Source organism: Cognatundibacterium griseum, from assembly GCF_014284195.1.
Lineage (GTDB): Bacteria > Pseudomonadota > Gammaproteobacteria > Burkholderiales > Burkholderiaceae_D > Undibacterium > Undibacterium griseum.
In genome coordinates, this window is sequence record NZ_JACOGC010000002.1 from 457221 (window position 1) to 483795 (window position 26575).

The following is a 26575-nucleotide window of genomic DNA, read 5'->3' on the forward strand; positions in this document are numbered from 1 at the left end:
TATGTCTACTACCCATAATACGATGAGCCAGGAAGCTGGTTCCCGATTCTTCGTCCGGGAGCATCATCCGGAAAATGGCACACTGCTGGGATTCTGGCTGTACCTGATGAGCGACTGTCTGATTTTTGCGTGCCTGTTTGCCGCCTATGCGGTGCTGGGGCGCAATTATGCCGGCGGCCCGACCGGTGCTGAACTGTTTGATCTGCCACTGGTGGCACTCAATACTTCCTTGCTGCTGTTGTCATCAATTACCTACGGCTTTGCAATGCTGGAATCCCAGAAAAAGCACCTGGGCACAGCAATGGCATGGCTGGTTGTGACTGGTCTGTTCGGTGCCGGATTCATCTGCCTTGAATTGTATGAATTTATCCATCTGATTCATGAAGGAGCCGGTCCGCAGCGCAGCGGCTTTCTGACTTCCTTCTTCGCGCTGGTGGCGACGCACGGACTGCACGTGACTTTCGGTATCGTCTGGCTGGTGACATTGCTGTTCCAGTTAAAGCGTCACGGCCTGACAACTGAAAACAAGCGCCGCCTGATGTGCCTGTCGATGTTCTGGCACTTCCTGGACGTAGTCTGGATCGGTGTATTTACCTTTGTTTACCTGATGGGAGTTTTGCCATGAGTGCACATCACGAACATTTGAATCATGGTGATGCTCACCATGATCATCACGGACATGACGATCACGCAGATCATGGCAGTTTGAAGACTTATACGATCGGTTTTATCTTGTCCGTTTTTCTGACTGCAGTGCCATTCTGGCTGGTCATGGGTAAGGTCATTCCTGATTCCCGCAACCTCGGTTTTGTGCTGTTATTTTTTGCTGCGATTCAGATTGTGGTGCACATGATTTATTTCCTGCACATGAATTCAAAAGCAGAAGGCGGCTGGTCCATGCTGGCGCTGTTGTTTACCGGTGTGCTGGTGGTGATTATGCTGGCAGGTTCGCTGTGGGTCATGTATCACCTGAATCACAATATGATGCCGGGCATGAATCATGAAACAGTACCTGAATCATTTAATCAGCCATCAACCAACGAAATGAACAACATGCGCAATATGCCATGACCGATGGTGCCGATGCGGTGAAAGCTGATGCATCTGTATCAACTTTCATACCTGAGCAACCCCGTTCAGTGATCGTGACCTGGATTGTCGCGATCTGTGCGGGGTTGTTTTTTTTCAGCTTCACGGCTTTAGGATGCTGGCAGCTGTGGCGGCTGCAGTGGAAGCTGGATCTGATCTCCCGGGTTGAGCAGCGTGTGCATGCGACTGCCACCGCGCTGCCCGGACAGGCGGCATGGCCGGCGGTCAGCGCTGCTTCGGATGAGTATCGTCATGTCCGTCTGCAGGGATATTTTCTGTTCGGACAGACGGTGTACGTGAAGGCAGCGACCGAGCTGGGAGGCGGATTCTGGATGCTGGTGCCGTTGCAGCAACAGGATGGCAGTGTGGTACTGGTGAATCGCGGTTTTGTGAAGCAGAAAAGTGATGCTGGCGCACGCCCCCTGCAATCCGACAGGGTTCGTTATACAGTAACCGGCTTGCTGAGAATGAGCGAGCCAGGTGGTGGTTTTCTGCGCAACAATGATCCGCTCCATGGTAACTGGTTTTCAAGAGATGTCGGCGCGATTGCGCAGGCACAGCAAATCAGCCGGATTGCTCCGTTTTTTGTGGATGCCGACGCTGCCGGGCAGCAGCCTGACGAGGCTTACCGGGCTCTGCTGGCAGGTGAGAAGCCTGCGCCTGCAGGCGGGCTGACGGTGATTTCTTTCCACAATAATCATCTGGTTTATGCGCTGACATGGTATGCGCTCGCATTGATGGTGGCAGGCGGGTATTATCTGGTGTTCCGGGAGCGCCGCAGACAGCTGCGCTCATCTGTTGCAAAGCAGGATGGTACGCAAGGGGAATGCCAGCATGACGGGCAGGGCAGAAAATCTTAAAACAATGACTTTGCTGAATATCGCAGCTGATTACGAGCACTCAGCCGGGCATCACAATATGTTGCAGCTGATCCATCTGCGCTGGATCGCTGTATTCGGTCAGATTGCCACCATTGCGCTGGTCGTGCTGGGATTCGATATCCATCTGCCCATCTTGTCGATGGCATTTGTGCTGGCAGGACTGGTTGCATTCAATCTCGCCAGCCATCTGCGCTGGCATGAAGAAACCCGGGTATCGAACCGGGAATTATTTTTTGCTCTGCTGGTGGACGTCGGTATCCTGACGGCGCAGCTGTATCTGAGTGGCGGCGCCTCGAATCCGTTTGCTTTTCTGTATCTGTTACAGGTCATTCTCAGTGCCGTATTGCTGGAAGTATGGTCGACCTGGGTGATTGTATTGATAACCAGTGCCTGTCTGTTTGGTCTTTCGCTGTTTTCCCGGCCGCTGATCCTGCCGCCTGAGCATATCAATGGCATGCCGTCTCTGTACCGTGATGGGATCATCATCTGTTTCCTGATTAATGCATCTTTGCTGGTATTTTTCCTCACCAAAATCAGCAATAACCTGCGCCGCAGGGATGCGCAGCTGGCGGATTTCCGTCAGCGCACTGTCGAGGAGGAGCACATCGTCAGAATGGGGCTGCTGGCATCCGGAGCAGCGCATGAGCTCGGCACACCGATGGCGACAATGTCTGTTATCCTTGGCGACTGGCGGCGTATGCCGGAACTGCAGAGAAATCCTGAATTGCTGGAAGATCTGACCGAAATGCAGCGGCAGTTACAGCGCTGTAAATCGATTGTCAGCAGCATTTTATTGTCCGCAGGCGAGGCGAGGGGCGAGTCGGCGACCAAAACCACGATCGGCACTTTCCTGAATGCGCTGGCAGAGGAGTTCAGAAATACCAGGACAGTGGAGATTTTCCAGTTTCAGAATCATATAGATCATGACGTACAGGTGGTTTCTGATTCGGTGCTGAAGCAGATGATCTGCAATGTGCTGGATAATGCGCTGGAGGCATCGCCGCACTGGCTGGCATTGGAAGTGACCAGTGATGCGGACCGGCTGACGCTGCAGATTACGGATCGCGGTCCCGGTTTCCTGCCCTCGATACTGGAAAATTTTGGACAGCCCTATCAGTCTACCAAAGGACGTCCCGGGAGTGGACTGGGGATTTTTTTCGTGGTGAATGTGGTGCGTAAGCTGGGCGGAGTCGTGACTGCCCGTAATCTGGCGGAGGGTGGTGCGCTGGTCAGGATTGAGTTGCCGCTATCCGCATTAGTGGTTTAGAAAGATAATGGTTTAAAAGGTTGGAATTATGTCGGACAATCGTCTGCTGCTGATTATCGAAGACGATACTGCATTTGCCCGCACGCTGTCGCGCTCGTTTGAACGCCGGAACTATACGGTCCTACATGCCGACAGTCTGGATGCGGCAGAAAATTTACTGAAACAGCATGCTCCGCGCTATGCCGTGGTGGACCTGAAGCTCAACGGCAATGCTTCCGGTCTTGCCTGTGTCCAGCTGCTGCGTCAACATGTGCCCGATATGCTGATCGTGGTGCTGACGGGGTTTGCCAGCATTGCCACTGCGGTTGAAGCTGTCAAGCTGGGGGCCTGTCAGTATCTCGCCAAGCCTTCTAATACCGATGATATTGAAGCTGCATTCGGACACATTGCAGGGGTTGCCGAGCCTGAGCTGACGGCGCGCTCCACCTCGATCAAAACCCTGGAGTGGGAACGGATTCATGAAGTGCTGGTTGAATCCGACTTCAATATATCGGAAGCGGCACGTCGTTTGGGAATGCATCGTCGCACACTCGCCCGCAAACTCAGCAAACAACAGGTCAGATAAACACTTCTTTCTGCGCTTTCCGGTGCGGCATTCCATCTGATACTGCACCCTTTTCCCGCGCAGATAGGCTTACCATGTCTGCCAGTCCCGGCATCGTCATTTCTATTTTTTTGTTTTGACAACTTATGTGACAATACCAGCCAGATGAAAGCGTATTCTGATGCCTGTCCGTATTGTCTGGTGCTGCGCGCGACTGCTGCTGCCAGGCTGCTGATCCGTATATCCAAGGTTTATTTATGTCTGCAACTATCAAGCCAGGTCTGATTATTTTGCATAGCAATCAGCTGGAACAATTAAGTTCTGCGGTGTTTGAGTGGATTGGAAGGAATCCTTTGTCACCGCTGGAAAAAGAGATTTTCCTGGTGCAGTCAAACGGGGTTGCCGAATGGCTTAAGATCGCTCTGGCAGAACACTTCGATATTTGCGCCGCCAGCCGCATCGAATTACCGGGACGATTTTTGTGGACAATCTACCGGACCATGCTGGGACGGGAACAGATTCCGCAAACCGCTTCACTGGATAAAGTGCCGCTGACCTGGCGGCTGATGCGCCTGATCCCTGAATTGCTGGCGTTGCCGGACTTTGCCGGATTAAAGCAGTTTCTGGCAATGGGTGATGCTGAACGTCGTTACCAGCTCGTATCGCGGATTGCAGACCTGATGGATTTATATCAGGTTTACCGGACCGACTGGCTGCATGACTGGTCACAGGGGCTGGATCAGCTGCGCCGTGCGAATGGTGAAACACAGCCACTGACCGAGGATCAGCGCTGGCAGAGCGCGTTGTGGCGGGCTATCTTGCAGGATTTACCGCCGGAGCAGCGTTTGCTGGGGCGGGTGAATGTGCATCAGCGCTTCATCGAAGCTGCACTCCGCCATGATGCCCCGCACGGAACTTTGCCGAGGCGTGTTGTTCTGTTTGGTATTTCTGCCTTATCGCGCCAGACTCTGGAGGCATTATCCGCTTTGTCGGGGTATACCCAGGTGATTCTCGGTATTCCGAATCCCTGCCAGTATTTTTGGGGTGACATCATTGACGGGCGCGAACTCTTCAAGTCGCAGATGAAGCGGCAGGCATACCGGAATCAGCAGGATTTATCGTTGATTCCGCTGGAAGACCTGCATGCGCATGCGCATCCTTTGCTGGCAAGCTGGGGAAGGATGGGACGTGATTTTATCCGTATGCTGGATGATTTTGATCACGCTGGCGAAACCCGTGCCGGATTTCCGCAATTAAAAATAGATTTATTTTCGGAAGGCAGTGGTCAAACTCTGCTGGAACAGGTGCAGGCTGCGGTCAGGGATTTGCTGCCAATGGCAGAACATCCCCGCGCCGGAGTGGCTGAAGATGATCGGTCTATCGAGTTTCACATCGCGCACAGCGCGCAGCGTGAAATTGAAATTTTGCATGACCGTTTATTGTCCGAGTTCGGCAGTCAGAACACGCCAGCAATCCGCCCGCGGGATGTCATTGTCATGGTGCCCGATATTGCACAGTTCACACCATCGATCCGGGCGGTATTTGATCAATATAAGCACAGTGATGCCCGTTATATACCTTATGAAATCGGCGATTTGTCTGAGCGTAAAACGCATCCGCTGATGGTCGCGCTGGAATGGCTGCTGCGCTTGCCGCAACAGCGCTGCCAGCAGACAGAAATTATGGATTTGCTGGAAGTCCCGGCGCTGGCCGGACGCTTTGGGCTGGAAGCAGAAGATGTCGTCTTGCTGAAACGCTGGATTGCCGGTGCAGGCATACGCTGGGGACTGAATCTGGCACATCGTGCAGAACTGGGGCTCGGCGCTGCCGGTGAGCAGAATTCCTGGATGTTTGGATTAAGGAGAATGCTGTTGGGGTATGCCAGTGGCGCAGCAATGCCTTATCAGGGAATTGAACCGTATGCAGAAATTGCCGGTCTGGATTCCGCGCAAGCAGGTTGTTTAGCCGAACTGGTGACCGCACTGATCGACTGGCAGCGCAGACTGGCGCAATCGTGGCGGCCGGAAGAGTGGGCTGCGCAGGCGCGGGAATTGCTGCAGACTTTTTTTACAGCGACCGGTGAGGCCGACCGCGCTTTGCTGGTCAGGCTGGAAGATGCACTGGAAGACTGGCTCCATGCCTGCGAGCAGTCGGGCTTTGATGAGCCAGTTCCGCTGGCGGTGTTTCGCGAACCCTGGCTGTCTGGGATGGACGAATCCACACTGACGCATCGCTTCATTTCCGGTGGCGTGACGTTCTGCACTTTTATGCCGATGCGTTCCATGCCGTTTCAGATGGTCTGCCTGCTGGGGATGAATGAAGGGGATTTCCCGCGTCGCGCCAGTCAGATGGATTTCGATTTGCTGGCGCTGCCGGGCATGGCGCGGCCGGGTGACCGTTCCCGGCGTGATGATGACCGCTATCTGATGCTGGAAGCGATTTTGTCCGCCCGCCAGAAGCTTTATATCAGCTGGGTTGGCAAGCATATCCGTGATAATTCAGAACAACCGCCTTCTGTGCTGGTTTCTCAGTTCAGAGAATATCTCGCGACTGGCTGGGCAATGAATTTGTCCGGGCACACGACGGCATATCCGATGCAGGCATTCAGCCGCCAATATTTCATTGAGAGCGAAACACGTCCCCTGACTTATGCCAGGGAGTGGGGTGCTGCATATCAGCCGGCATCTTCTGAAATGCAGGTTTCAGAGCTTCAGGATTGTTCTGACCTGACGGTTGATATTGACCCTGAATTTATCCTCAAAGCCGATGAACTGGGTCGGTTTCTGAAGCAGCCGGTCGCCTATTTTTTTCAGAAACGCCTGGGTGTGATCTTCGATCAGCATGTGCAGGAGACCGAGTCCGATGAGCCGCTCTGCCTGGATGCGTTGCAGGAATATTTTCTCAATGAACGAATGATTGATAACAGCATGCTGCCATCAGAACCTGCAGAACTGGAGGCGCATTTGCAGCAGAAAGCAATGCAGCTGAAGCGGGAAGGCGTACTGCCGGTAGGATGGGCCGGTCAGGCATGGCAGCGAAAGCTGGTGCAGGATGCCTTGCCTGTACAACTGGCATGGCTTAGTCTGATGCAGCAGTTTCCTGATCCGGCCGAAAAGCGGGCTGCTGATTTTTTCTGGCAGGGGATACATTTGTCGGACTGGCTGCACAATTTGCGCACAGACCAGCAGCAGGTTGTTTTCTTAAAACAGATAGCCGGAAAAATCTGTCTGAAAGATGGCAGCCTGCGTATCGAAAAACTGATTGATATCTGGTTGTCCCTGTTATTGGGCGCAGCGGCAGACACACCACCGGGAGCGTATCTGGTCGCCAGCGATGCTGTGTTGTATATGGCGCCGGTACCTGCGGAGCAGGCGGCTTCTGTATTGCAACAGCTGATCACTTACTGGAAACGCGGAATGAATGAGGTGTTGCCAGTTGCCTGTAAAACTGCGCTCGCATATATCGCAGAAGCCAACCCGCGTGATGTGTATGACGGCAGCATCCAGATGCGGGGGGAGGTGAACAACCCTTATCTGGCCAGAATCTGGCCGGATTATGCGGCTATCAGTAATTGTGCCGAATGGGATCAGGTCAGCCGCGCTTTGTACGAACCGCTTTTTTTATGGGCAAAGGAAATCGTCGTGGCACCAATAGATGCGGATCAGGCTGGACAGGGGGCCGCATGACACATCGCCTCAATCCCGTCAGTTTTCCTCTGCATGGCAGTCGCCTGATTGAAGCCAGCGCCGGAACCGGCAAGACCTGGACCATCGCCGCCCTGTATTTGCGTCTGGTGCTGGGGCATGGCGGAGCTGAGGGGTTTTATCGCCCTTTGCACCCTTCAGAGATTCTGGTGATGACGTTTACCCGTGCGGCGACCCGTGAATTATCCGACCGTATCCGGCAACGTCTGGCCGAAGCTGCTTCCTATTTCCGTGAAGATGTGCATCAAGAAGCGGATGACTTCCTGGAACAGTTGCTGGCTGGGTATGCACAGCCTCAGCGGCAGCAGGCCGCCTATCAGCTGCAGATGGCAGCGGATTCGATGGACAGTGCCGCCGTGTTCACGATAGATGCGTGGTGTCAGCGTATGTTGCGTGAGCATGCGTTCGATAGCGGTTGTTTGTTTGACGAAGAGTTGCTGAGTGACGAAACGGATCTGCTGGAAAATGCAGTGCGCGATTACTGGCGCCAGCAGGTTTATCCGCTTGATAGCAAGGATTTTTCTGCGATCAGTCAGGTCTGGGAAGATGTTGGTGCACTGATGAAAATGGTGCGTCAGCTGATGCCTCATGCGGCAATGCTGAATGTGCCGGGAAATCCTTCATTACAGGAGTTTCTCCGCGAAACCCAGGACCGGCAAAGGAAAAAACTGCAGGTGCTTAAGCAGGGCTGGGATCATATTGCCACTGAAATGCAGGCATGGTTTCTGACGCAGAGAGAGATCGCCCCCAAACAATTCAATGGCAGGACGCTGAAGCCGGAAACAGTTGATCAGTGTCTGACCAATCTCAGGACATGGGCGCTTGATCCGGATCAGCATTTGCCGGAAGGATTTGACAAGATCGCCGCTAAACTGACACCGGAAGCCTTGCTGGCTGCGTGCAATAAAAATTATCGTCCGCAGATCCCGGATGACTTCGCCAGGATCGCTCCTCTTGCACAGGCCTTGCAGCAGCTGGAGCCTTTGCGGCATGCCTTATGCCGTCATGCAGTGACTGCCATTCAGCAAAGACTGGAACTGTTAAAGAGCCACCGGCGGCAATTCGGTTTCAGCGATATGCTGGAACGCTTAAAGCAGGCATTGACGGGACTGCATGGCGCACCATTGCAACAGCGTATTGCTCAACAGTATCCGGTTGCCATGATTGACGAGTTTCAGGATACCTCGCCATCGCAATACATGATTTTTGATGCGATCTATCAGGTACACAATAATCTGCAGGAGCGGGGCTTATTCCTGATCGGCGATCCCAAACAATCGATTTATGGATTCCGGGGCGCAGATATTCACAGTTACCTGGCAGCACGACGTGCGACAGCGGGCCGGCATTATCTGTTAGGGACGAATTTTCGTTCCACGCAAGCGCTGGTGACGGCGGTCAACCATCTGTTCCTGCATGCTGAACGACATACCGATCCGGCGTTTGGCGCCGGTGCTTTCCGCTTCAGAACCGGAGACGACGATCCGTTACCGTTTGAAGCTGTTAAAGCGTCGGGAAAAAGTGAGATCCTGCTGGATGACGGGCAGGCAGTACACGCACTGAATTTTTTCGTCACGGAAAATCCAGAGTTAAAGCGGGATGAATATCTGTCGTTTTTTGCAGAGCACTGCGCTGAACATATTGTGCAGCGCCTGAATTGCGCTGCGACCGGCTTTCACCGTGACGGCCATTTCCAGCGCTTACAGGCTGCTGATATCGCGGTTCTGGTCCGTGACCGGAATGAGGCGGAAGCGATACGTGCAGCGCTGCAGAAACGCCGGGTTGCCAGTGTGTATTTATCGGATCAGGACTCGGTGCTCAACAGTCAGGAGGCCAGTGATGTCCTGCGCTGGCTGCGTGCATTTGCCTATCCTCTGGATACCGGAACCGGACGTGCCGCCTATGCGACCCGAACCGCCGGGCTGAGCGTGCCCGAACTGATACGCCTGGCTTCCGATGACGAAGCCTGGGATTTGAGGACAGAGCAGTTGAAAACCTTACAGGGCATCTGGCAGCGCCAGGGTGTTCTGGCTGCGATCCGGCATTTCATTCATGACCTGGAATTGCCTGCAAAGTTGTTGAACCAGCCGGGCGGTGAGCGCAGCATGACGAATCTGCTGCATCTGGCGGAACTGCTCGAAAGTGCCAGTCTGCAGCTGGATGGCGAGCTGGCGCTGATCCGCTGGCTGGCTGAGCAGATTGCCGCTGAAGATACGGCCTCTGATGAACATATTCTGCGTCTGGAAAGTGATGCGTGCCTGGTCAAAGTCATCACAGTGCATAAATCAAAAGGCTTGCAGTATCCGCTGGTGTATCTGCCGTTTGCCGTTTCCACCAGAATAGTGACGAGGATGAACCGCAGTTTTATTGATTACACCGATGCAGGCGGTATGCGGAAAATTGATCTGCATTTGTCAGAAGAGGCCTTGTCTGCTGCCAACCAGCGCCGAAGGGAGGAAGACCTGCGTTTGTTGTATGTCGCACTGACCCGTTCCGTGCACACGGTGTGGCTCGGCGTGGCGTCCAACCAGAATAAAATCCATGAGTCAGCATTAGGTTATCTGCTGGCTGGCGAGACTGTATTGCCTGCTGCACATCTGGTTGAAGGATTGCGGAACATGCAGGGCGATTGTCGTGAGATCGCTATTACCATCAATGAGTCTGTGCCGGGGCTGAGTTTGCTGAAAGATGTGGTTGCGCAGCCAACTTATGTCACGTTGCCAGCTTATACCGGTACTGTCGAGAAGGATTGGACGATTGGCAGTTTCTCCGCCATGACCAGAACCTTGGCGGGTAGCACGGGCAGTGTCCCGTTGCGTCATCAGGATCGCAGGCTGCTGGAGGATGAAGAGGTGCCGCAGCAGATTGAAACATCGCCGGCAGCCTGGCATCGTTTTCCCCGTGGTGTTCTGCCCGGACAGTTTCTGCATGCGCAGCTGGAGTGGGTGGGTAACGATGGGTTTGGCAACGTTGTGGCGAGTGATTTCGATGTCAGGCTGGCGGCCCGCTGCCAGCGTGCCGGATGGAGTCACCATTCCGATGATCTCTCCGGTTGGTTGAAAGCAATCGTGCAGACAAAGCTGGGATCAACAAATGCCAGTTTGTCGGAATTGAGGGCATATATACCGGAAATGGAATTTTGGTTTCCGTGCGAGAAATTCAATACCCGGGAAATGGATACACTTTGCCGGGATTTTTTCCTGCCAGGTGTGACAAGAGAGGCGTTGAGTGAAAAACGCATGCAGGGTTTGCTGATGGGTTTTGCCGATCTGGTGTTTGAGTGGGAAGGGAAGTATTGGGTGCTTGACTATAAGTCCAATCAACTGGGCGGTAACGATGGCAGCTACACACAGGCTGCGCTGGCAGGTGCCATGGCTGCACATCGCTATGATGTGCAGGGGGCGATCTATATGTTGGCGCTGCACCGTCTGCTGCGTGTGCGTCTCGGAGAGGGCTATGTGCCGGAACAGCATCTGGGCGGCGCACTGTTTTTCTTTTTGCGCGGACTCGGTAATGAGGAAACACGTGGCTGCTACTGCCTGCCTGCGGACAACGGGTTGCCGGAGAGGCTGGACCAGCTGATGCATCATGAATAAAGAAAGAATGGATTTGAATCGTATGCCGCTTTCCTCCAGTGATTTATTGATCCGTTTCCGATATCAGAGTGCTCAAGGGACGGTGCGCCATCTGACTGCCGCTTTTGTGCAATTCCTGATGGACCTTGGTTTGCATGATGCCAGACTGCTGCTGGCGGCAGCGGTCTTAAGCGAAATGGAAGCACATGGACACAGCTGTGTGCCGCTGGACACGATCTCCGCCACTTCCCCCGGCCTGCTGGGGTGGAGTGACGCAGTCTGGCATGCCATCACGGAGAACTTGGATTTTCCTGACGGGTTTGACGCATGGCGGGAGCTTGCCATCCAGTGTGAGCAGATTTTTGTGACTGATGTACAGCAGGACCGGCAGCAGCCGCTGGTGCTGGATCAGAAGCGTTTGTATCTGCGTCGTTACTGGCGTTACGAGATGGCGATTGCTGCCGCGTTAAAGCAGCGCGTTTTCACCCAGCTGCCTGTGTCACCGGAAAAAGTACGGAAATGGCTGGACCTGTTGTTTGATGTTTCCGGGAGTGCCGGAAGAGAGACTGACTGGCAGAAGGTGGCTTGCGCGGTTGCCGTTCGCAGCCGTTTTGCCATCATTACAGGCGGGCCTGGCACCGGAAAAACTTACACGGTGGCGCGTTTGCTGGCATTGTTATCTGCGATTTCCGGTGCACCGGATCAATTGCGCATTGCGCTGGCAGCGCCGACCGGGAAAGCCGCGGCACGACTGAAGCAATCTATTGATGGTGCTTTGGCAGAGTTGGTGTTCAAGCTGGGCGACACACTGCCGCTGCCGGAGATGACCCGTAAGATCGGTCCTGCACGTACCTTGCACAGCCTGCTTGGCGCCCGCCCCGATACACGTGCATTTCGCCATCACGCGGGTAATCCGCTGGACATTGACGTCCTGATTGTGGATGAGGCATCCATGGTGCACCTGGAAATGATGACCAGCCTGCTGGACGCGCTGACGGCAAATACAACACTGATTTTGCTCGGAGACAAAGACCAGCTCGCTTCGGTAGAAGCCGGTGCTGTGCTGGGAGATTTATGCGGTGAAGCAGGCGCTGGAGCGTATCGGCCTGAAACCATCGCCTATATCGACGCAGCCAGTGGCCAGCGCCTGACATTAAACGATGCAGGTCAGGGTAGTCCGCTGGCGCAGCAGACAGTCATGCTGAAACACAGCAGGCGCTTCAGCGGTGAGATCGGTGCGCTGGCGCAGGCGGTGAACCGGAGCGATGCAGGAGCAGCGCTGGCATGTCTGCGGCAAAAAACTGATCAGGAGCTATGTTGGAAAGAGCATCTGCAACCGGAAGGTATTGCAGAACTCGCTTTCGCCGGAAGAGAGGGGGCATCTGGCAGCTATCAGGAATATCTCTCGCTGCTGGCACAACAGCCAGATTCTGATCATGGAATGATCAGTGAAGCAGAATTCCATGCATGGGTGGTGGCTGTTATCCGCGCATTTGAATCGTTTCGCCTGTTATGCGCCGTCAGGGACGGGGAATGGGGCGTATCCGGTCTGAATCAGGCGATTGAAAGATATCTGGATGCCAAAGGACTGATTCGTCGCCGTCATGAATGGTATGCCGGCAGGCCTGTGATGGTGATGCAGAATGATTACAGCATCGGCGTATTTAACGGTGATATCGGCCTGACCCTGCCGGACAGAGTCAGGCCGGAGGTGATGCGGGTATATTTTCTGGACGGGGAACGGGTCCGGCAGGTTTTGACATCCCGGCTGCGTCATGTGGAGACGGCATTTGCGATGACGATTCACAAATCCCAGGGCTCAGAGTTCACTCATGCAGCCATGGTATTGCCGGCAGAAGTAAATCCTGTCATGACCCGTGAACTGGTGTACACCGGAATTACCCGCGCCAGAAAATATTTCACTCTGATTGCCGCATCTGCCGCTGTGCTGCGGTATGCCATAGAACATCAGACACACCGGATCGGCGGATTGCAGGAAATGTTGCACGAATTGCATTGAAGGCATTCCTGTTCCTGCCGGATCAGGAATGCGATGCCGTCGGAGGGGGAATTGCGGGACAATCCGGCAGATACCGTGCAGATTCCGATATAGATCCAGTTGAAAGTCTTTATAATTTCAGGAGGCTTGAAAGTTACTTCAAAAGCAACTAAGGTCGCGCCGGGTACAGGATTTGGTCTGCCTGTCCGGACAACAGAAATATCATTTCTCCGTTCTGTCTGATTTGCTCAGACAGAACGGATCAGGAAAAAAATCAATCAATTCATTATCTTCAAAGTAATTATGGCCGATAAGATAGTGAATGCAAATGTGAACAGTATGAGCAAACAGAAACAGGAATTCACCGGGATCGCAGGGAAAAACATTCCCCGGCACATCGCTATTATTATGGATGGCAACGGACGCTGGGCTAAGAAGCGGTTTTTGCCCCGTTTTGCCGGCCACACGAAAGGCGTTAAAACAGTTGGTAAAGTCGTCGAGGCTTGTGTGAATCGCGGTGTGGAGTATCTGACCCTGTTTGCGTTCAGCTCCGAAAACTGGCGCAGGCCAGCGGATGAAGTGTCCTTGTTAATGAAGCTGTTCCGCAAGGTTTTGGTCGGTGAAATCAAGAATATGTGCGCGAATAATATCCGGCTCAAAGTGATCGGGGATATCGCGCGCTTCGATGAGGATTTGCAAAAGCTGATTCATGATGCAGAAGAGAAAACTGCCGCCAACACCCGGCTGACGCTGACGATCTGCGCCAATTATGGCGGGCGCTGGGATATTGTGAATGCCTGCAATGCCTTGCTCAGGTCCGGTGTGCAACCGGGGCAGATTACAGAAGAGATGCTGTCTGAACATTTGTCCATGTCGTATGCACCTCCTCCGGATATGCTGATCCGCACTGGCGGAGAAGCGCGGATATCGAATTTTCTCTTGTGGCAAATGGCCTATTCCGAGTTCTTTTTCACGGACACCTATTGGCCGGATTTTGACGCAGATTCACTTGATGAAGCCATCCTCTCCTACCAGAAAAGAGAGCGCCGGTTCGGTCGTACCAGCGAACAGCTGGTCCAGGAAGGGGTTGCTGTCGAGAAGTAGTGCGATCTGAACGGCCAGTTGTTGTCATGTCCAGCTAAAGCGTCTGCATTTATTTTATTGGGAAAATAATCAATGATTAAAGTTGCTCCGGTTATTCTTTGCGGCGGTTCTGGTACCCGTCTGTGGCCTTTATCCCGGGGTGGATTTCCTAAACAGTTTCTGGTGTTATCAGGAAAAGACAGCCTGTTTCAACAAGCGGTACAGCGTGTGAATGATATCGCTGCACAGGACATTCAGATTGGACAGACTCTGATTGTGACCAATGAAGAACATCGTTTTCTGGCGCTCGATCAGCTACGTGAATTGAAAAATGTTTCTGCCAGCCTGCTGTTGGAGCCTGTCGGGAAAAACACCGCTCCGGCACTCACGCTGGCTGCACTGGCATCGATGGCAGAAGGGGATGATCCGGTACTGGTTGTTACACCGGCAGATCAGACGGTCGGTGATCCGGATGCTTTCAGGGAAGCTCTGCGGCAGAGTGTGCGGGCGGCTCAATCGGGAGATATCGTCATTCTGGGAGTCACGCCTGACAGGGCGGAGACTGGCTACGGGTATATACGGCATGATGGCGCGGCTGGCTTGTACGGTGAATATACGGTCAGGCAGTTCGAAGAAAAACCTGATGCAATCACTGCCAGGCATTATCTCGACAGCGGCGAATATGCCTGGAACAGTGGCATGTTTGTCCTGCGTGCCAGTACCTGGCTGAAGGCATTACAGCAATTCCGTCCGGATATTGCTGAGACGACGGAGATTTCCTGGCAGGGACGCAGCTCCGATGCGCAGTTCATACGGCCGGCAGAGGCCGCTTTCCGGCAGATTCCTGCCGAGTCGGTTGACTATGCGGTCATGGAGCAGTGTCCTGCGTCTGCGCTACCAATTCGCATGATTCCCTTGAATGCAGGCTGGAATGACCTGGGAGCCTGGGATGCGGTATGGCAGACCGGGAATCAGGATCCGCAAGGAAATGTCTGCCACGGTGACGTGCTGCAGACGGATACCGGAAACAGCCTGATTTATTCTTCCGGCAGACTGGTCAGCACGGTTGGCGTCAGCAATCTGATTGTGATTGAAACGCCGGATGCCGTCCTGGTGGCAGACCGCAACCGGAGTCAGGATGTGAAAGCGATTGTATCCATGCTTGGTGAGCAGAAAAGAACAGAGCATACGTTGCACCGGAAAGTGCATCGTCCATGGGGGTGGTATGACAGCATTGATGAAGAAGAGCGTTTCAAAGTCAAGCGTATTCAGGTCAAGCCAGGTGCCAGTCTGAGCCTGCAGAAACATCATCACCGTGCGGAACACTGGATCGTCGTACGCGGTACGGCAGAAGTCACCTGCGGTGACAAAGTCAGTCTGGTGACTGAAAACCAGTCAACCTATATCCCGCTCGGAGAAGTGCACAGGCTTGCCAATCCGGGCACCATTCCTCTGGAAATTATTGAGGTGCAGTCGGGCAGTTATCTCGGTGAAGACGATATTGTGCGCTTTGATGATTTTTATGGCAGGACAAAAAAATAGTCACCGGTTGATGTATGTCATTGCGGCGTCATGATCGTTTGATATGATCCATCTCAGCTGCTGTACATACAACCGATATGTATGACGGCAGTGAGGTGAGTCGGGTCTGCTAACGCGGACTGACCACCGTCCTGAATGAACGATACGGAGCAAGGCAATTGTCCTTGCTCCGTATTTTTTTGTGATGTGCTATCGAAGACAGGTGTACGGGGCTTTGGCTTGCGTTTATTTTTCAAGCCTGCTGCGAAAGGCTCTGGGGGTAACGCCCGTCCATTCGCGAAATGCGTGCTGAAAAGCACTTTGTTCCTGATAACCCAGCAGAAAAGCAATTTCGGCCAGGCTCAGATGGTGCTGGCGCAGATAATTTTCAGCCAGCGACTGGCGGGTCTGATCCAGCAGTTGCTGATACGGAATGCCAGCCTGCGTCAGTTTGCGCTGCAGGGTGCGCTGGCTCATATTCAGTTCCACGGCAATATCTGCCAGCCTCGCCTGATCCTGCGCCAGATGACGCAGGATGACCGAACGTACCTGGCTGACGATGTCCTCCCTTTGCGCTGCCTGCTGTTTTTGCAGCAACAGCAATTCCGCATGCTGTTGCAAGACCGGGTACATACTGGCGTCGGCATTGGGTACGGGCCAGCTTAACAGGTCTGATGGCAGGCTGGCATGATTCACCGGCGCATCAAAATAGACCAACTCACCAAATAAACGATGATGCTCGCTCAGGTCTTCGGGAGCCGGATGGGTAAAATACACAGGAACAGGAGGCAGGTCCGTGCCTGCAAACCACTGTCCGAATACACGTATTCCGGCAAACACACTTTCTGCCAGATGGCGGGAGGCATCCGGGAAATGACTGTGCCACTGGTATCGGGCAGTCTCGCCACGGATATCCAGCGATGAACGTCCCAGATCATGTGCCAGCCCCTCGTAGCGCATGGTTTGCTGAAATGCCTGGCCGAAATTTTTACAGCACATCAGAATCATGCCGTACACATTGTAAGTCCCCAGCCGGAAGCGTTCCCCTGCATGCAAGCCAAAGTGTGGATCATTGCAAAGTGCCGCCCCGCTGTCGAGCAGACGCAGATAAGTGCCGGTGCTGATGCTGTCCGGTGCGGTATCGAGCCAGTTGCCCGGCAACCCAGCCATCTCGGCAAGTGCGGCCAGGTCGCAGCTGCGCTCACGCAGCAATTCCAGAATCGGCTGCACATAAGCAATGGCAACACGCCCCTCAGATCGGGCGGGCGCTGTCGGTATAGACGGCAGTGGCATGTTTCAGCAATTTCCCTGTCATGAAAACACAATACAAAATCCGGCGATTTTCTTAATCTTGGCGGCAAGTATAACAAGAGAGTTATTCCGGGATGGCTCCCGGTGTTCATTCAAAGGAGATGGTATGCGGCGCTGGAATGGTTGGGGGGATGACTCCGTGGAGCAGAAACTGAGTCCGGAAGCCTTGTATTTTCTCGCAGAAAAAATTGGTGAGGGAAAGCCGTTGCAGGATGCTGATCTGCAGCAAGTCTGTCTGCAGGTTCCGGAAAGTCGTCTGGAGCCGCACATCCTGATCAGCATCAATCCTGCAGAGCGGATTCGCCACAGCCTGGGACAGAGCCTGCCGGACTGGCTGCAGCTGCGTTACGGGCGTATTGACAGGGTGCCGGATGGGGTCGCGTTTCCGGAAAATGCAGAACAGGTCAGGGAGCTGCTCAATTATGCGGCCCGCCATCAGGTGATCGTGATTCCGCATGGTGGCGGGACCAGTGTGGCAGGACATCTGACGATACCCCCTGCAACGCAGCCGGTATTGAGTATCAGTACCCGGCGCATGCGGCGTCTGCTGCATCTGGACCGGGAGTCGCAATTGGCGACATTTGAAGCTGGTGTGTTCGGGCCAGACCTGGAGGCGCAATTGCGTGCGCAGGGCTACACGCTGGGGCATTTCCCGCAATCATTTGAATATTCCACACTGGGCGGTTGGGTGGTGACCCGCTCATCGGGGCAACAGTCCTTGCGGTACGGACGGATTGAGCAGTTATTTGCCGGTGGTCGTCTGGAAACACCTGCGGGAAGCTGGTATCTGCCAGCATTTCCCGCCTCGGCGGCAGGTCCCGACTTGCGGGAGCTGGTCTTGGGATCGGAAGGACGCTTAGGTATTTTGACGGAAGCGACCGTAAGGGTCAGCCGCCTGCCGGAATGCGAAGAGTTTCACGGCGTGTTTTTTCCCGATTGGGATTCTGCTCAGGCTGCGGTCCGGAGCATGGTGCAGGAAAAACTGCCGCTGTCGATGCTGCGTTTGTCGAACCCGCTGGAAACCACGACCAGCCTGGCACTGGCCGGCCATGCGGGTCTGATTGGCTGGCTGGAAAAATACCTGCGCTGGCGCGGCTGCGGTGAGCAGAAATGCCTCTTGTTGCTGGGTGCCAGCGGAAACCGTGCGACAGTCAGGCAGACAATCCGCCGGGCAATGAAACTGGCGCATGTGCAGAGGGGGATAACGGTCGGGCAATACATGGGAAAAAAATGGAAACAGGGACGATTTCAGAATGTCTATCTGCGCAATACGCTCTGGCAGCAGGGATACGCGATTGATACCGTGGAAACGGCCTGTAACTGGCCTGTTGTCAAACAGATGATGCAGGCAGTTGAACAGGCCGCGACTGATGCGCTAGCAGAGGACGGGGAACGGATTCACACCTATACCCATTTGTCGCATCTGTATGCGCAAGGTGCCAGCGTCTACACCACATTTGTATTCCGGTTGAGCGGCGATTACGCAACCGATCTGGCGCGCTGGAAAAAAATGAAGCATGCCGTTTCGCAAACGATCGTTATGCATGGCGGAACCATCAGCCATCAGCATGGAGTCGGCAGCGATCATGCGCCTTATCTGCAGGCGGAAAAGGGGGCGGCGGGAATGCAGGCGTTACGTCAGGTATTTTCGACAGCCGATCCACAGGGGCTGATGAACCCGGGGAAATTGCTGACCACCCCCGTTTCTGACGGAGTCATCCTATGAATCAGGAGCATTGGCAGGCAAGGCGGCAGGCTGTGCTGGATAGCGGTCAGACTGCACCGGAACCACAATGGGATGTGCTGGTGATTGGCGGTGGCATTACCGGTGCCGGAATCTGCTTGGAAGCGGCACGTCGTGGGCTGAAAGTGCTGTTGGTGGAACAGCGTGATTTTGCCTGGGGCACTTCCAGCCGTTCTTCTAAACTGGTGCACGGCGGCCTGCGTTACCTGAGTGAAGGCAAATGGTCATTGACGCGCGACGCTGTGCAGGAGCGGCAACGCCTGTTGCGTGACATGCCGGGGTTGGTTGATCTGCAGAGTTTTGCTTTTGCTGATTACGCAGGCCGGAAGCCCGGACGCTGGCTGTTTTCGCTGGGGCTGGCGCTGTATGACCGCATGGCGGGTCAGCGTGGGCGGCACTATTATTCCGCCAGCGAATTTCTGATGCTGGTGCCGGGGATCAGCAGAGACAAACTGAAAGGTGGTCTGTGCTATGACGATGCAAAGACCGATGATGCACGGCTGGTGCTGCGGGTACTGCAGGAAGCCAGCGACGCCGGAGCCTGTGCGCTGAATTATCTCGCAGTGGAGGAGATCTGCTATACCGGTCAGCAAGCCAGCGGCGCGTTGCTGAAAGACACGCTGGACGGCAGGTGTTACCGGATTCAGGCAAAGACAGTTGTGAATGCAACCGGCGTCTGGGCTGACCGTTTGCGGCTTCCGGCTGCTGATCAACATATCCGCCCTCTGCGTGGCAGCCATCTGGTCTTTCCGTCGTGGCGGCTGCCGGTGGCGCAGGCGGTCAGTCTCATGCATCCCCGCGATGGCAGACCGGTATTCATGTTCCCGTGGGAAGGCGCGACACTGGTCGGTACCACGGATGTCGACCACCGTGAGGATTTGCAGCAGGAGGCATCGATTACCAAAGACGAGGTGCTGTATCTGATGGAGGCATTGCAATGGCAGTTTCCGGCCTTACAGATCGGTACCGGGGATATTGTTTCGACTTATGCCGGAGTGCGTCCGGTGATTGGTAGCGGCAAGGCAGATCCGTCCAGGGAAGGGCGCGATCATGCCGTCTGGCAGGAAAGGGGCTTAATCAGCGTTGCGGGCGGCAAACTGACTACTTTCCGTCTGATTGCACTGGATGTGCTGCGTCACGTGGCAACCCTTCTGCCAGACTGGCGTTATACAGAACATAGGCAGGAGAATGTATCAGCGGCAGGGTTGCGGCCGATTGCAGGGTATGGTGTCAGCGAATCCGTCTGGCAACGCCTGCAAGGTCGCTACGGCCGGCAGGCCAAATACATTCTGGACTGCGCGCAGGATGGAGAACTGGAGCGGGTTTCCGGAACCGATACCCTGTGGGTGGAATTACGCTGGGCGGCGCGGCATGAATCAGTCATGCACCTGGAAGACCTGATGCTGCGCCGTACCCGCCTTGGCTTGCTGTCAGCGGCAGGCGGTATGGCGCACATGCCGCGCATCCGCCGGATTTGCCAGCCTGAATTGCACTGGAGTGATAAGCAATGGGAAACGCAGCAGCATGCTTATCAGGAGTTATGGCAAAGGAATTATTCCCTGCCACCGGGTTTGCCAGCGGTGCCAGATGCAGACTGATTCAGTGAAAAGTGCATGACGGCTGGCGGCAGACTCAGCATCACCTCGCGGGCCAGTGCAGGAAAAAATAATTAAAACGATTACAGACAATCACCGACAATAACAAAAAGACTGATGCACAGCACGCTCATAGACGATGTGCCGTGGGCAGCACAAACCTGATACGGCATGACGGGAGTACAACGTCAGGTCATATGTCAGATTGGTTCTGCGTCAGTTCTGACGATACAGGAGCATCATGTCCGGACAATACATCCTCTCGATTGATAACGGCACGCAAAGTGTGCGGGCAATTCTGTTTGATTTGCAGGGAAATATTGTGGCCCGTTCCCAGGTTCATCTGGAGGCCTATTTTTCGGATCATCCCGGCTGGGCGGAGCATCATCCGGAGGATTACTGGCAGGCGGTTTGCACGGCATGTCAGCGCTTGTGGGCAAACCACCAGATATCCCCGGCACTGGTCAGCGGTGTGGCGGTCACTACGCAGCGCGGTACAGTGGTCAATCTGGATCAGCATGGGCAGCCGTTGCGCCCCGCGATTACCTGGCTGGATCAGCGTCGTACGGATACTGTACCGCCAGTGCATCCGGTCTGGCTGGCAGCGTTCCGGCTGGCGGGGGTATCCAGCACCATCAATTATTTCAGGGGCGAGGCAGAGGTTAACTGGATCAAAGCCCATCAGCCGGATATCTGGGACAAGACTGCGCATGTACTGCTGCTGTCGGGCTATCTGAATTACCGGCTCAGCGGTGAATTGACCGACTCGACCGGTTCGCAGGTGGCTTATCTGCCGTTTGATTATAAGAAATTGCAATGGGCCGGCAAGCTCGACTGGAAATGGCAGGCACTCGCAATCCGCGCATCGACCCTGCCAAAACTGGTGGCGCCGGGCAGCCTGATCGGGCATATCCACGGTGATGCCGCCACCGCCACCGGCATACCGGCCGGGACGCCGTTGCTCGCTGCAGCGGCGGACAAAGCCTGCGAGGTGATCGGTGCCGGATGTCAGCAGCCGCATATCGGCTGCCTTAGCTATGGCACGACCGCCACCATCAATACCACCAGCCGGAAATATCTGGAGGTGACCTCGTTCATCCCGCCGTATCCGGCTGCTATTCCCGGTTACTACAGCACGGAGGTGCAGATTTTTCGTGGCTACTGGATGGTCAACTGGTTCAAGGAGCAATTCGGCCATCAAGAGCAATCTCAGGCGGCACAGCAGGGCGTTCTGGCAGAGGAATTATTTGATGAACTGGTCAACACCGTACCGCCCGGTTCCATGGGGCTGATGCTGCAGCCTTACTGGACACCGGGCATCAAGATACCGGGTGCCGAAGCCAAAGGGGCCATTATCGGGTTTGGCGATGTCCACACCAGAGCGCATGTCTACCGGGCCATTCTGGAAGGTCTGGCCTATGCCTTGCGGGACGGTAAGGAGCGCATAGAAAAACGCAGCGGAGTGCCAGTGACCGAGTTGCGCGTATCCGGAGGCGGTTCACAAAGCGATGCGGCCATGCAGCTGACTGCCGATATCTTCGGCTTGCCGACATCCCGCCCGCACGTCTATGAAACATCCGGTCTGGGAGCGGCGATCGACGCAGCGGTGGGACTGGGTTTTTATCCGGATTTTGATTCGGCTATCCGCGCGATGACCCGCATCGGCAGGACTTTTGAGCCGATTGCGCATCATCACCAGATTTACAATGAGCTGTATCACCGCGTCTACCAGAAAATGTATGCCCGCTTACAGCCTTTATACAAGGAAATCCAGCACATCACCGGTTATCCGAAAATGCATTGAGCGAATAAACGCTGGCAGCTACCGGTATCAGCAGGCCCGGATGTGTCGCCGCCAGCTGGCTCCATGCTTCAAAACCGCCCTCAAGCGGACGCACATCTGTAAACCCAAGCCGTTGCAGCGCATGGGCTGCCTGAATCGCACCGGCATCGGCCGGGCAGGCGCAAAAGGTGACGATGGCTTGTCCTTGATCCAGCTGGCTGGCAAGTTCGCCGACATGGCTGGCATGGGTGACCAGCGCGTCAGGAAAAACGCCGGTTTCCCGGATCAGTGCATGGCTGCGCAGATCAATCACCTGCGGCATCTGGCCGAGCAGCTTTAACTGCAGTAATTCATTGGCGCTGATATGCGGGATGCTGGCCAATGTCTCAAAGCGGTGTTTTTGCCAGATTTTCCAACACAGCCAGCCTGCCAGAATCAGCACGAACACCGCGATGATTTTGATTCCGTGGGCGGACAGCAGGGCTATGCCCGCCTCTATCTGCGCCTGCAGCGCGTAACCGGCAAACAGCGCCAGCCCGGCCCACAGGGCGGCACCGATGGCCGATGCCAGCAAAAATCTGGCACGCGACATGCCGATGGCACCTGCCACCGGCGGCGCCACGGTTGAAAACCCTGGTATGAATTTACCGACCACCAGCGACCACATGCCCCAGCGCGCAAACCGGATTTCTGTCTGATTGACACAAGAGCCGGGATTGATCGACATCTTGCACAGAAATTTCAACACCCGGTAACCGAATATTTTGCCCGCCTGATACCAGGCCAGATCCGCCAGCAAGGATGCCGCGACAGCTGCGCCAAGCAGCGATGCCAGTCCATATAGCGACGACATGCGGCTCGCATTCAGCATCATGGTGGGAACGGCCGGCACCGGCAGTCCCAGCTGTTGCAACAGGACATTGCCGAACACCAGTAACTGGTGATTGTGCAGCAGCAAATCATTAAACCAGCCGGGAGTCATGATGGCGCAGGGCTTTCAGAGAGAGGAGTGGACGGCTTATTTTAACAGTGTCTGCAGTCCGGTCAGCACGACATAGAAACCCACTGCCAGCATCAGCGCGCCTGAAAAATAGGGAGCGCGCCGGGCAAACTGGCCAAAACCACTCCAGTGTCGCGAGACATGTCGCACACTCAGCGCCGCAATCACGCCCGACATCACCATCGTCAGCGCCAGCCCAATGCTGAAACACAGCACCAGCGTGGCACCCAGCGCGATTTTCTTCAGTTGCAGACAGAGTAACAGGACGGTGATCGACGCCGGGCATGGCACCAGTCCGCCGGTCAGTCCAAACATCACGATTTGCCCGGTGGTGACGCTGCGGTTGCTGAAGCGGCGTTCAATATCCCGGGCATGAGCCCGTTCATGCGCATCCTGATAATCGTCATGATTCAGCTTTACAGTATGCACATGGCTGCTACCATCCTGATGGTCGTGGTCGTGGTCGTGGTCGTGGTCGTGGTCGTGGTCGTGGTCGTGGTCGTGGTCGTGGTCGTGGTCGTGGTCGTGGTCGTGGTCGTGGTCGTGGTCGTGGTCGTGGTCGTGGTCGTGGTCGTGATGATGGTGCTGGTCACGCCAGGTGCGCCAGATCATCCACAATGCGACACCGATAATCAAAACACCGGACAGCGTCTGAAAATAAGATTCTGTGGTTTCGAGATTGCTATGTTGACCGAAATACAGCCCCGCCAGTGCAATCACCCACACCACCAGCGTATGGGAAAAAGTAGCTGCCAGTCCCAGCAAAACTGCCTGAGTCACGGTGCCGCGTATGGCAATAATGAACGCAGCCATCATAGTTTTTGAGTGCCCCGGTTCCAGTCCGTGTAATGCGCCAAGCAGGATGGCACTCGGAATAAAAAGCCAGGCATTCGCTGCACCTTGTTGCAGCAGTGTGGAAAATTCAGTCATTGTCTTGGGTAAGGATTAAAAAATACAGGGGAAATACTGCACCAGTGTTTTTGGAGCGTCGTTGGGGCTATTTAAAATAACTGTTCACCACTTCAATCAGAATCTCTTTCGCATCGCCGCCATGGGCAGCATCTTCCTGCACAGTTTCTGTCAGATGGGCGCGGATATGGTCTTCCAGCACGACAGCCAGCAAACCGTTCATCGCACCGCGACAACTGCTGATCTGTTGCAATACTTCCATACAGCCTTTGTCTTCTTCCAGTGTTCTTTCGATGGCATCAATCTGTCCCCGTATCCGGCGGACACGGTTCAGCAGTTTTTGTTTGTCTTTACTGATGTGGCTCATATAATGGTGAAAATAGTATAGGGGGGTATCCTATATTTTACCTTGTCCGGAACAATTTGTCTGCCGCCTGTTTGGATGTACTGCACCGCAATCGGAAAGAGCCGGTTGCTGTGTGACTTTCTGTACGGGCTCAGCAGAGTTCCATTTCCTGACTATGCCGATTTCAATGCTTGCATCGCTTACAGAGGTCAAGACGCAGGACTGTGTCGGTTACTACAATGTCTTTCAGTCCAGTCTGGTTACCGTGTCGGTCCATAACGTGCCTGACACAACGTATAAGACGGCAATAAGCCGATGGCTGGAACACTGGTCTGAATAACATTCATACACCGGAATACCGGAGAAAGCAGGGCAAAAATATGTGGCAAGGAGTCATTCCCGCGGTCACCACCAAATTTACTCCGGACGATGCGCTGGATTTGAAGGAGATGGAACGTTGCTTTGATTATCTGATGCAGGCGGGCTGCGACGGCTTAATTGCCTGCGGCTCTCTGGGTGAGGGGCCGTTGCTTTCTCATGCGGAACGGATTGAAGTCTTGAAGCTGGCAAAACAAGTTGCCGGACATCGTCCCGCGCTGCTGACCGTGGCAGAGGCGGCAACCCGGGACGCCTGTGTGCTGGCGGAGAAGGCGGCGCACGCTGGCGCTGACGGTCTGATGGTGGTGCCTGGTACGATTTATCACAGCAATCACCGGGAAACGGTAACCGCATTGCGCGCGGTTGCGGCGGCAGCTGATCTGCCGGTCATGATCTACTCAAACCGGCTGGCTTACCGGGTCGACGTCACAACCGATATGCTGGAAGAACTGGCCGACGATGCGCGGTTTGTGGCAGTCAAAGAATCTTCGGATGATATCCGCCGCACCACGGAAATTATCCGTCGCCTCGGGCGGCGTTACGATGTGCTGACCGGCGTGGATAATCTGGCATTTGAAGCGCTGACGGCTGGGGCAGTTGGCTGGGTGGCAGGGCTGGCGGTTGCTTTTCCGCATGAGACGGTGGCGATTTTCCGTCTGATCCGGGGAGGACGTTATGCGGAGGCGCTGGAGATCTACCGCTGGTTCAGACCTTTGCTGGATCTGGATGTATCCACCTATCTGGTACAGAACATTAAACTGGTTGAGGCACTGGTGACGCAATCCAGTGAACGTGTCCGGGCACCGCGTCTGCCGCTGGATGGTGCGCAGCGGGAACGGGTGCTGGCCGTGGTGACTGAAGCATTGCGGCAGCGCCCGCAATTGCCGGATGTCGCCTGAGTGCGTTACTCGGAAGTGATATGGATTGATGTTCGTTTTCAGCAGTGCTTTGCCGGTAAGGCGAAACTTGCCACGGCATCTCAGGGAGCCGTGGCAAGCTGAATCACGCGGTTGCGTAACGCGGTGAACACCGACCGCATTTCTGTTTTCTGCGCATGGCGATGGTAGCGGAACAGCATGATGCCTTCTACCTGAGCGACAATCAGCACGGCCCGCTGCATGTATTCTTCATCGCTGATATCTGGATTCATACCGCGGATCAGCTTGTAAATGGCTTTGCGCTCACGGCTGATCATGGTATCCATCAGCTCCGAAGCAAAGTCATTGCGTGCTGCCAGCGCCCACAGTTCAAAAAACAGGCCATGCGTCAGCGGGTCGGTTAATTCTTCCAGAAACATATCAATCGCCGAGCCCAGCTGCATCACGCGTGAAGTGGCTGCTGCAGGATGGGTGATGTGATCGAGTTTTTCCTGAAAAGTATTCATCGTCATCAGCAGCACGGCTTCAATCAGCAGGTCTTTGCTCTGGTAGTAATGCTGAACATTGCTTAAGCTGATGCCAACCTGCGTGGCGACCTTGCGCATGGACAATCCGGCATATCCTTCCGTTGCAAAAATTGTGCGTGCCGCAGACAGAATGGCATTCACTCTTTCCATGCCTTTTTCTGTGGTGTTGGACAGCTTGCTTTTCAGCGAGGTTTGCAGGGCGTCGGGCATGGCGGGTGCCAGTGATTGCGGAGGGTGAAATTATCCCACAGTTGTTGACAAATAGTACGGTTGACCTATAATTTTTGTCTGTTGGTCGGTTGACCTATTTTTTGTGTTTGTTTAAATCTTTGCAGAACTTGCGCAATATTGTGCGGTTCAGGCGGGATGTCGTGAACCGGGCATCTGGCCCGGCCAGGGTGAAACAGAAGCAATAACGCCGGGGCAGTTTTGTGTGAGCTC

General features: G+C 54.7%; 19 protein-coding genes. 14 read left to right on the plus strand and 5 right to left on the minus strand.

The window, feature by feature from the left end; genetic code table 11:
• The first annotated feature begins 1 nt into the window (after position 1).
• The 10 genes from cyoC (at position 2) to H8K27_RS06575 (ending at position 15684) form a co-directional block, all read left to right on the plus strand.
• Positions 2-625, plus strand: a complete 624-nt coding sequence (cyoC, locus tag H8K27_RS06530) for a cytochrome o ubiquinol oxidase subunit III (RefSeq protein WP_186862364.1) — start codon at positions 2-4, stop codon at positions 623-625.
• A complete protein-coding gene (cyoD, locus tag H8K27_RS06535; protein ID WP_186862365.1) occupies positions 622-1071 on the plus strand; it encodes a cytochrome o ubiquinol oxidase subunit IV in 450 nt (149 codons plus the stop codon). The genes cyoC and cyoD overlap by 4 nt, the downstream gene beginning before the upstream one ends.
• The gene (locus H8K27_RS06540; protein ID WP_186862366.1) at positions 1068-1949 is read left to right on the plus strand and encodes an SURF1 family protein; all 882 of its coding nucleotides are present in this window, start codon (positions 1068-1070) and stop codon (positions 1947-1949) included. The genes cyoD and H8K27_RS06540 overlap by 4 nt, the downstream gene beginning before the upstream one ends.
• Before the next feature lie 4 nt (positions 1950-1953).
• Positions 1954-3237 carry an ATP-binding protein gene (locus H8K27_RS06545; RefSeq protein WP_230418984.1) on the plus strand — a complete coding sequence of 428 codons (1284 nt, stop codon included), beginning with the start codon at positions 1954-1956 and terminating at the stop codon, positions 3235-3237.
• Between the two features lie 28 nt (positions 3238-3265).
• On the plus strand, positions 3266-3802 hold the full coding sequence (locus tag H8K27_RS06550) for a response regulator transcription factor (protein ID WP_176802166.1): 537 nt from the start codon (positions 3266-3268) through the stop codon (positions 3800-3802).
• Positions 3803-4038: 236 nt separating this feature from the next.
• Positions 4039-7467: an exodeoxyribonuclease V subunit gamma gene (recC, locus tag H8K27_RS06555; RefSeq protein ID WP_186862368.1), complete on the plus strand. Its 3429-nt coding sequence runs from the start codon at positions 4039-4041 to the stop codon at positions 7465-7467.
• Positions 7464-11081 (plus strand): exodeoxyribonuclease V subunit beta, encoded by a 3618-nt coding sequence (recB, locus tag H8K27_RS06560; RefSeq protein WP_186862369.1) that lies wholly within the window; start codon positions 7464-7466, stop codon positions 11079-11081. The genes recC and recB overlap by 4 nt, the downstream gene beginning before the upstream one ends.
• Positions 11074-13080 carry an exodeoxyribonuclease V subunit alpha gene (gene recD, locus H8K27_RS06565; protein WP_230418985.1) on the plus strand — a complete coding sequence of 669 codons (2007 nt, stop codon included), beginning with the start codon at positions 11074-11076 and terminating at the stop codon, positions 13078-13080. The genes recB and recD overlap by 8 nt, the downstream gene beginning before the upstream one ends.
• Before the next feature lie 318 nt (positions 13081-13398).
• Positions 13399-14163: an isoprenyl transferase gene (locus tag H8K27_RS06570; RefSeq protein ID WP_186862370.1), complete on the plus strand. Its 765-nt coding sequence runs from the start codon at positions 13399-13401 to the stop codon at positions 14161-14163.
• Positions 14164-14235: 72 nt separating this feature from the next.
• Positions 14236-15684, plus strand: coding sequence for a mannose-1-phosphate guanylyltransferase/mannose-6-phosphate isomerase (locus tag H8K27_RS06575; protein WP_186862371.1), 1449 nt, complete (start codon positions 14236-14238; stop codon positions 15682-15684).
• A 225-nt stretch (positions 15685-15909) separates the two neighbouring features.
• Here the strand turns inward: H8K27_RS06575 and H8K27_RS06580 are convergent, their stop codons facing one another.
• Positions 15910-16956: an AraC family transcriptional regulator gene (locus H8K27_RS06580; RefSeq protein ID WP_186862372.1), complete on the minus strand. Its 1047-nt coding sequence runs from the start codon at positions 16954-16956 to the stop codon at positions 15910-15912.
• A gap of 124 nt (positions 16957-17080) precedes the next feature.
• Here H8K27_RS06580 and H8K27_RS06585 point away from each other — a divergent pair, with 124 nt between their 5' ends.
• The 3 genes from H8K27_RS06585 to H8K27_RS06595 all read left to right on the plus strand — a co-directional run bounded on the left by H8K27_RS06585 (position 17081) and on the right by H8K27_RS06595 (position 22117).
• Positions 17081-18700, plus strand: coding sequence for an FAD-binding oxidoreductase (locus tag H8K27_RS06585; protein WP_186862373.1), 1620 nt, complete (start codon positions 17081-17083; stop codon positions 18698-18700).
• Entirely contained in the window at positions 18697-20316 is a 1620-nt protein-coding gene (locus H8K27_RS06590) for a glycerol-3-phosphate dehydrogenase/oxidase (RefSeq protein ID WP_186862374.1), read from the plus strand. Before H8K27_RS06585 ends, H8K27_RS06590 begins: the two co-directional genes overlap by 4 nt.
• 238 nt (positions 20317-20554) lie before the next feature.
• The gene (locus H8K27_RS06595) at positions 20555-22117 is read left to right on the plus strand and encodes an FGGY-family carbohydrate kinase (RefSeq protein WP_186862375.1); all 1563 of its coding nucleotides are present in this window, start codon (positions 20555-20557) and stop codon (positions 22115-22117) included.
• Here the strand turns inward: H8K27_RS06595 and H8K27_RS06600 are convergent.
• From H8K27_RS06600 to H8K27_RS06610, 3 genes are all read right to left on the minus strand, one after another.
• Positions 22092-23078 (minus strand): VTT domain-containing protein, encoded by a 987-nt coding sequence (locus H8K27_RS06600; RefSeq protein ID WP_186862376.1) that lies wholly within the window; start codon positions 23076-23078, stop codon positions 22092-22094. The two genes, H8K27_RS06595 and H8K27_RS06600, sit on opposite strands and share 26 nt — an antisense overlap.
• A 36-nt stretch (positions 23079-23114) precedes the next feature.
• Entirely contained in the window at positions 23115-24026 is a 912-nt protein-coding gene (locus H8K27_RS06605; protein WP_186862377.1) for a nickel/cobalt efflux transporter, read from the minus strand.
• 67 nt (positions 24027-24093) lie between these two features.
• Complete coding sequence (locus H8K27_RS06610; protein WP_186862378.1) at positions 24094-24372, minus strand: metal/formaldehyde-sensitive transcriptional repressor; 279 nt, start codon at positions 24370-24372, stop codon at positions 24094-24096.
• 359 nt (positions 24373-24731) lie between these two features.
• On the opposite strand from H8K27_RS06610, the gene H8K27_RS06615 reads away from it, so the two are divergent.
• Positions 24732-25628 (plus strand): dihydrodipicolinate synthase family protein, encoded by an 897-nt coding sequence (locus H8K27_RS06615; RefSeq protein WP_186862379.1) that lies wholly within the window; start codon positions 24732-24734, stop codon positions 25626-25628.
• An 80-nt stretch (positions 25629-25708) separates the two neighbouring features.
• Here the strand turns inward: H8K27_RS06615 and H8K27_RS06620 are convergent, their stop codons facing one another.
• Positions 25709-26344, minus strand: a complete 636-nt coding sequence (locus H8K27_RS06620) for a TetR/AcrR family transcriptional regulator (RefSeq protein ID WP_186862380.1) — start codon at positions 26342-26344, stop codon at positions 25709-25711.
• Between the last annotated feature and the right edge of the window lie 231 nt (positions 26345-26575).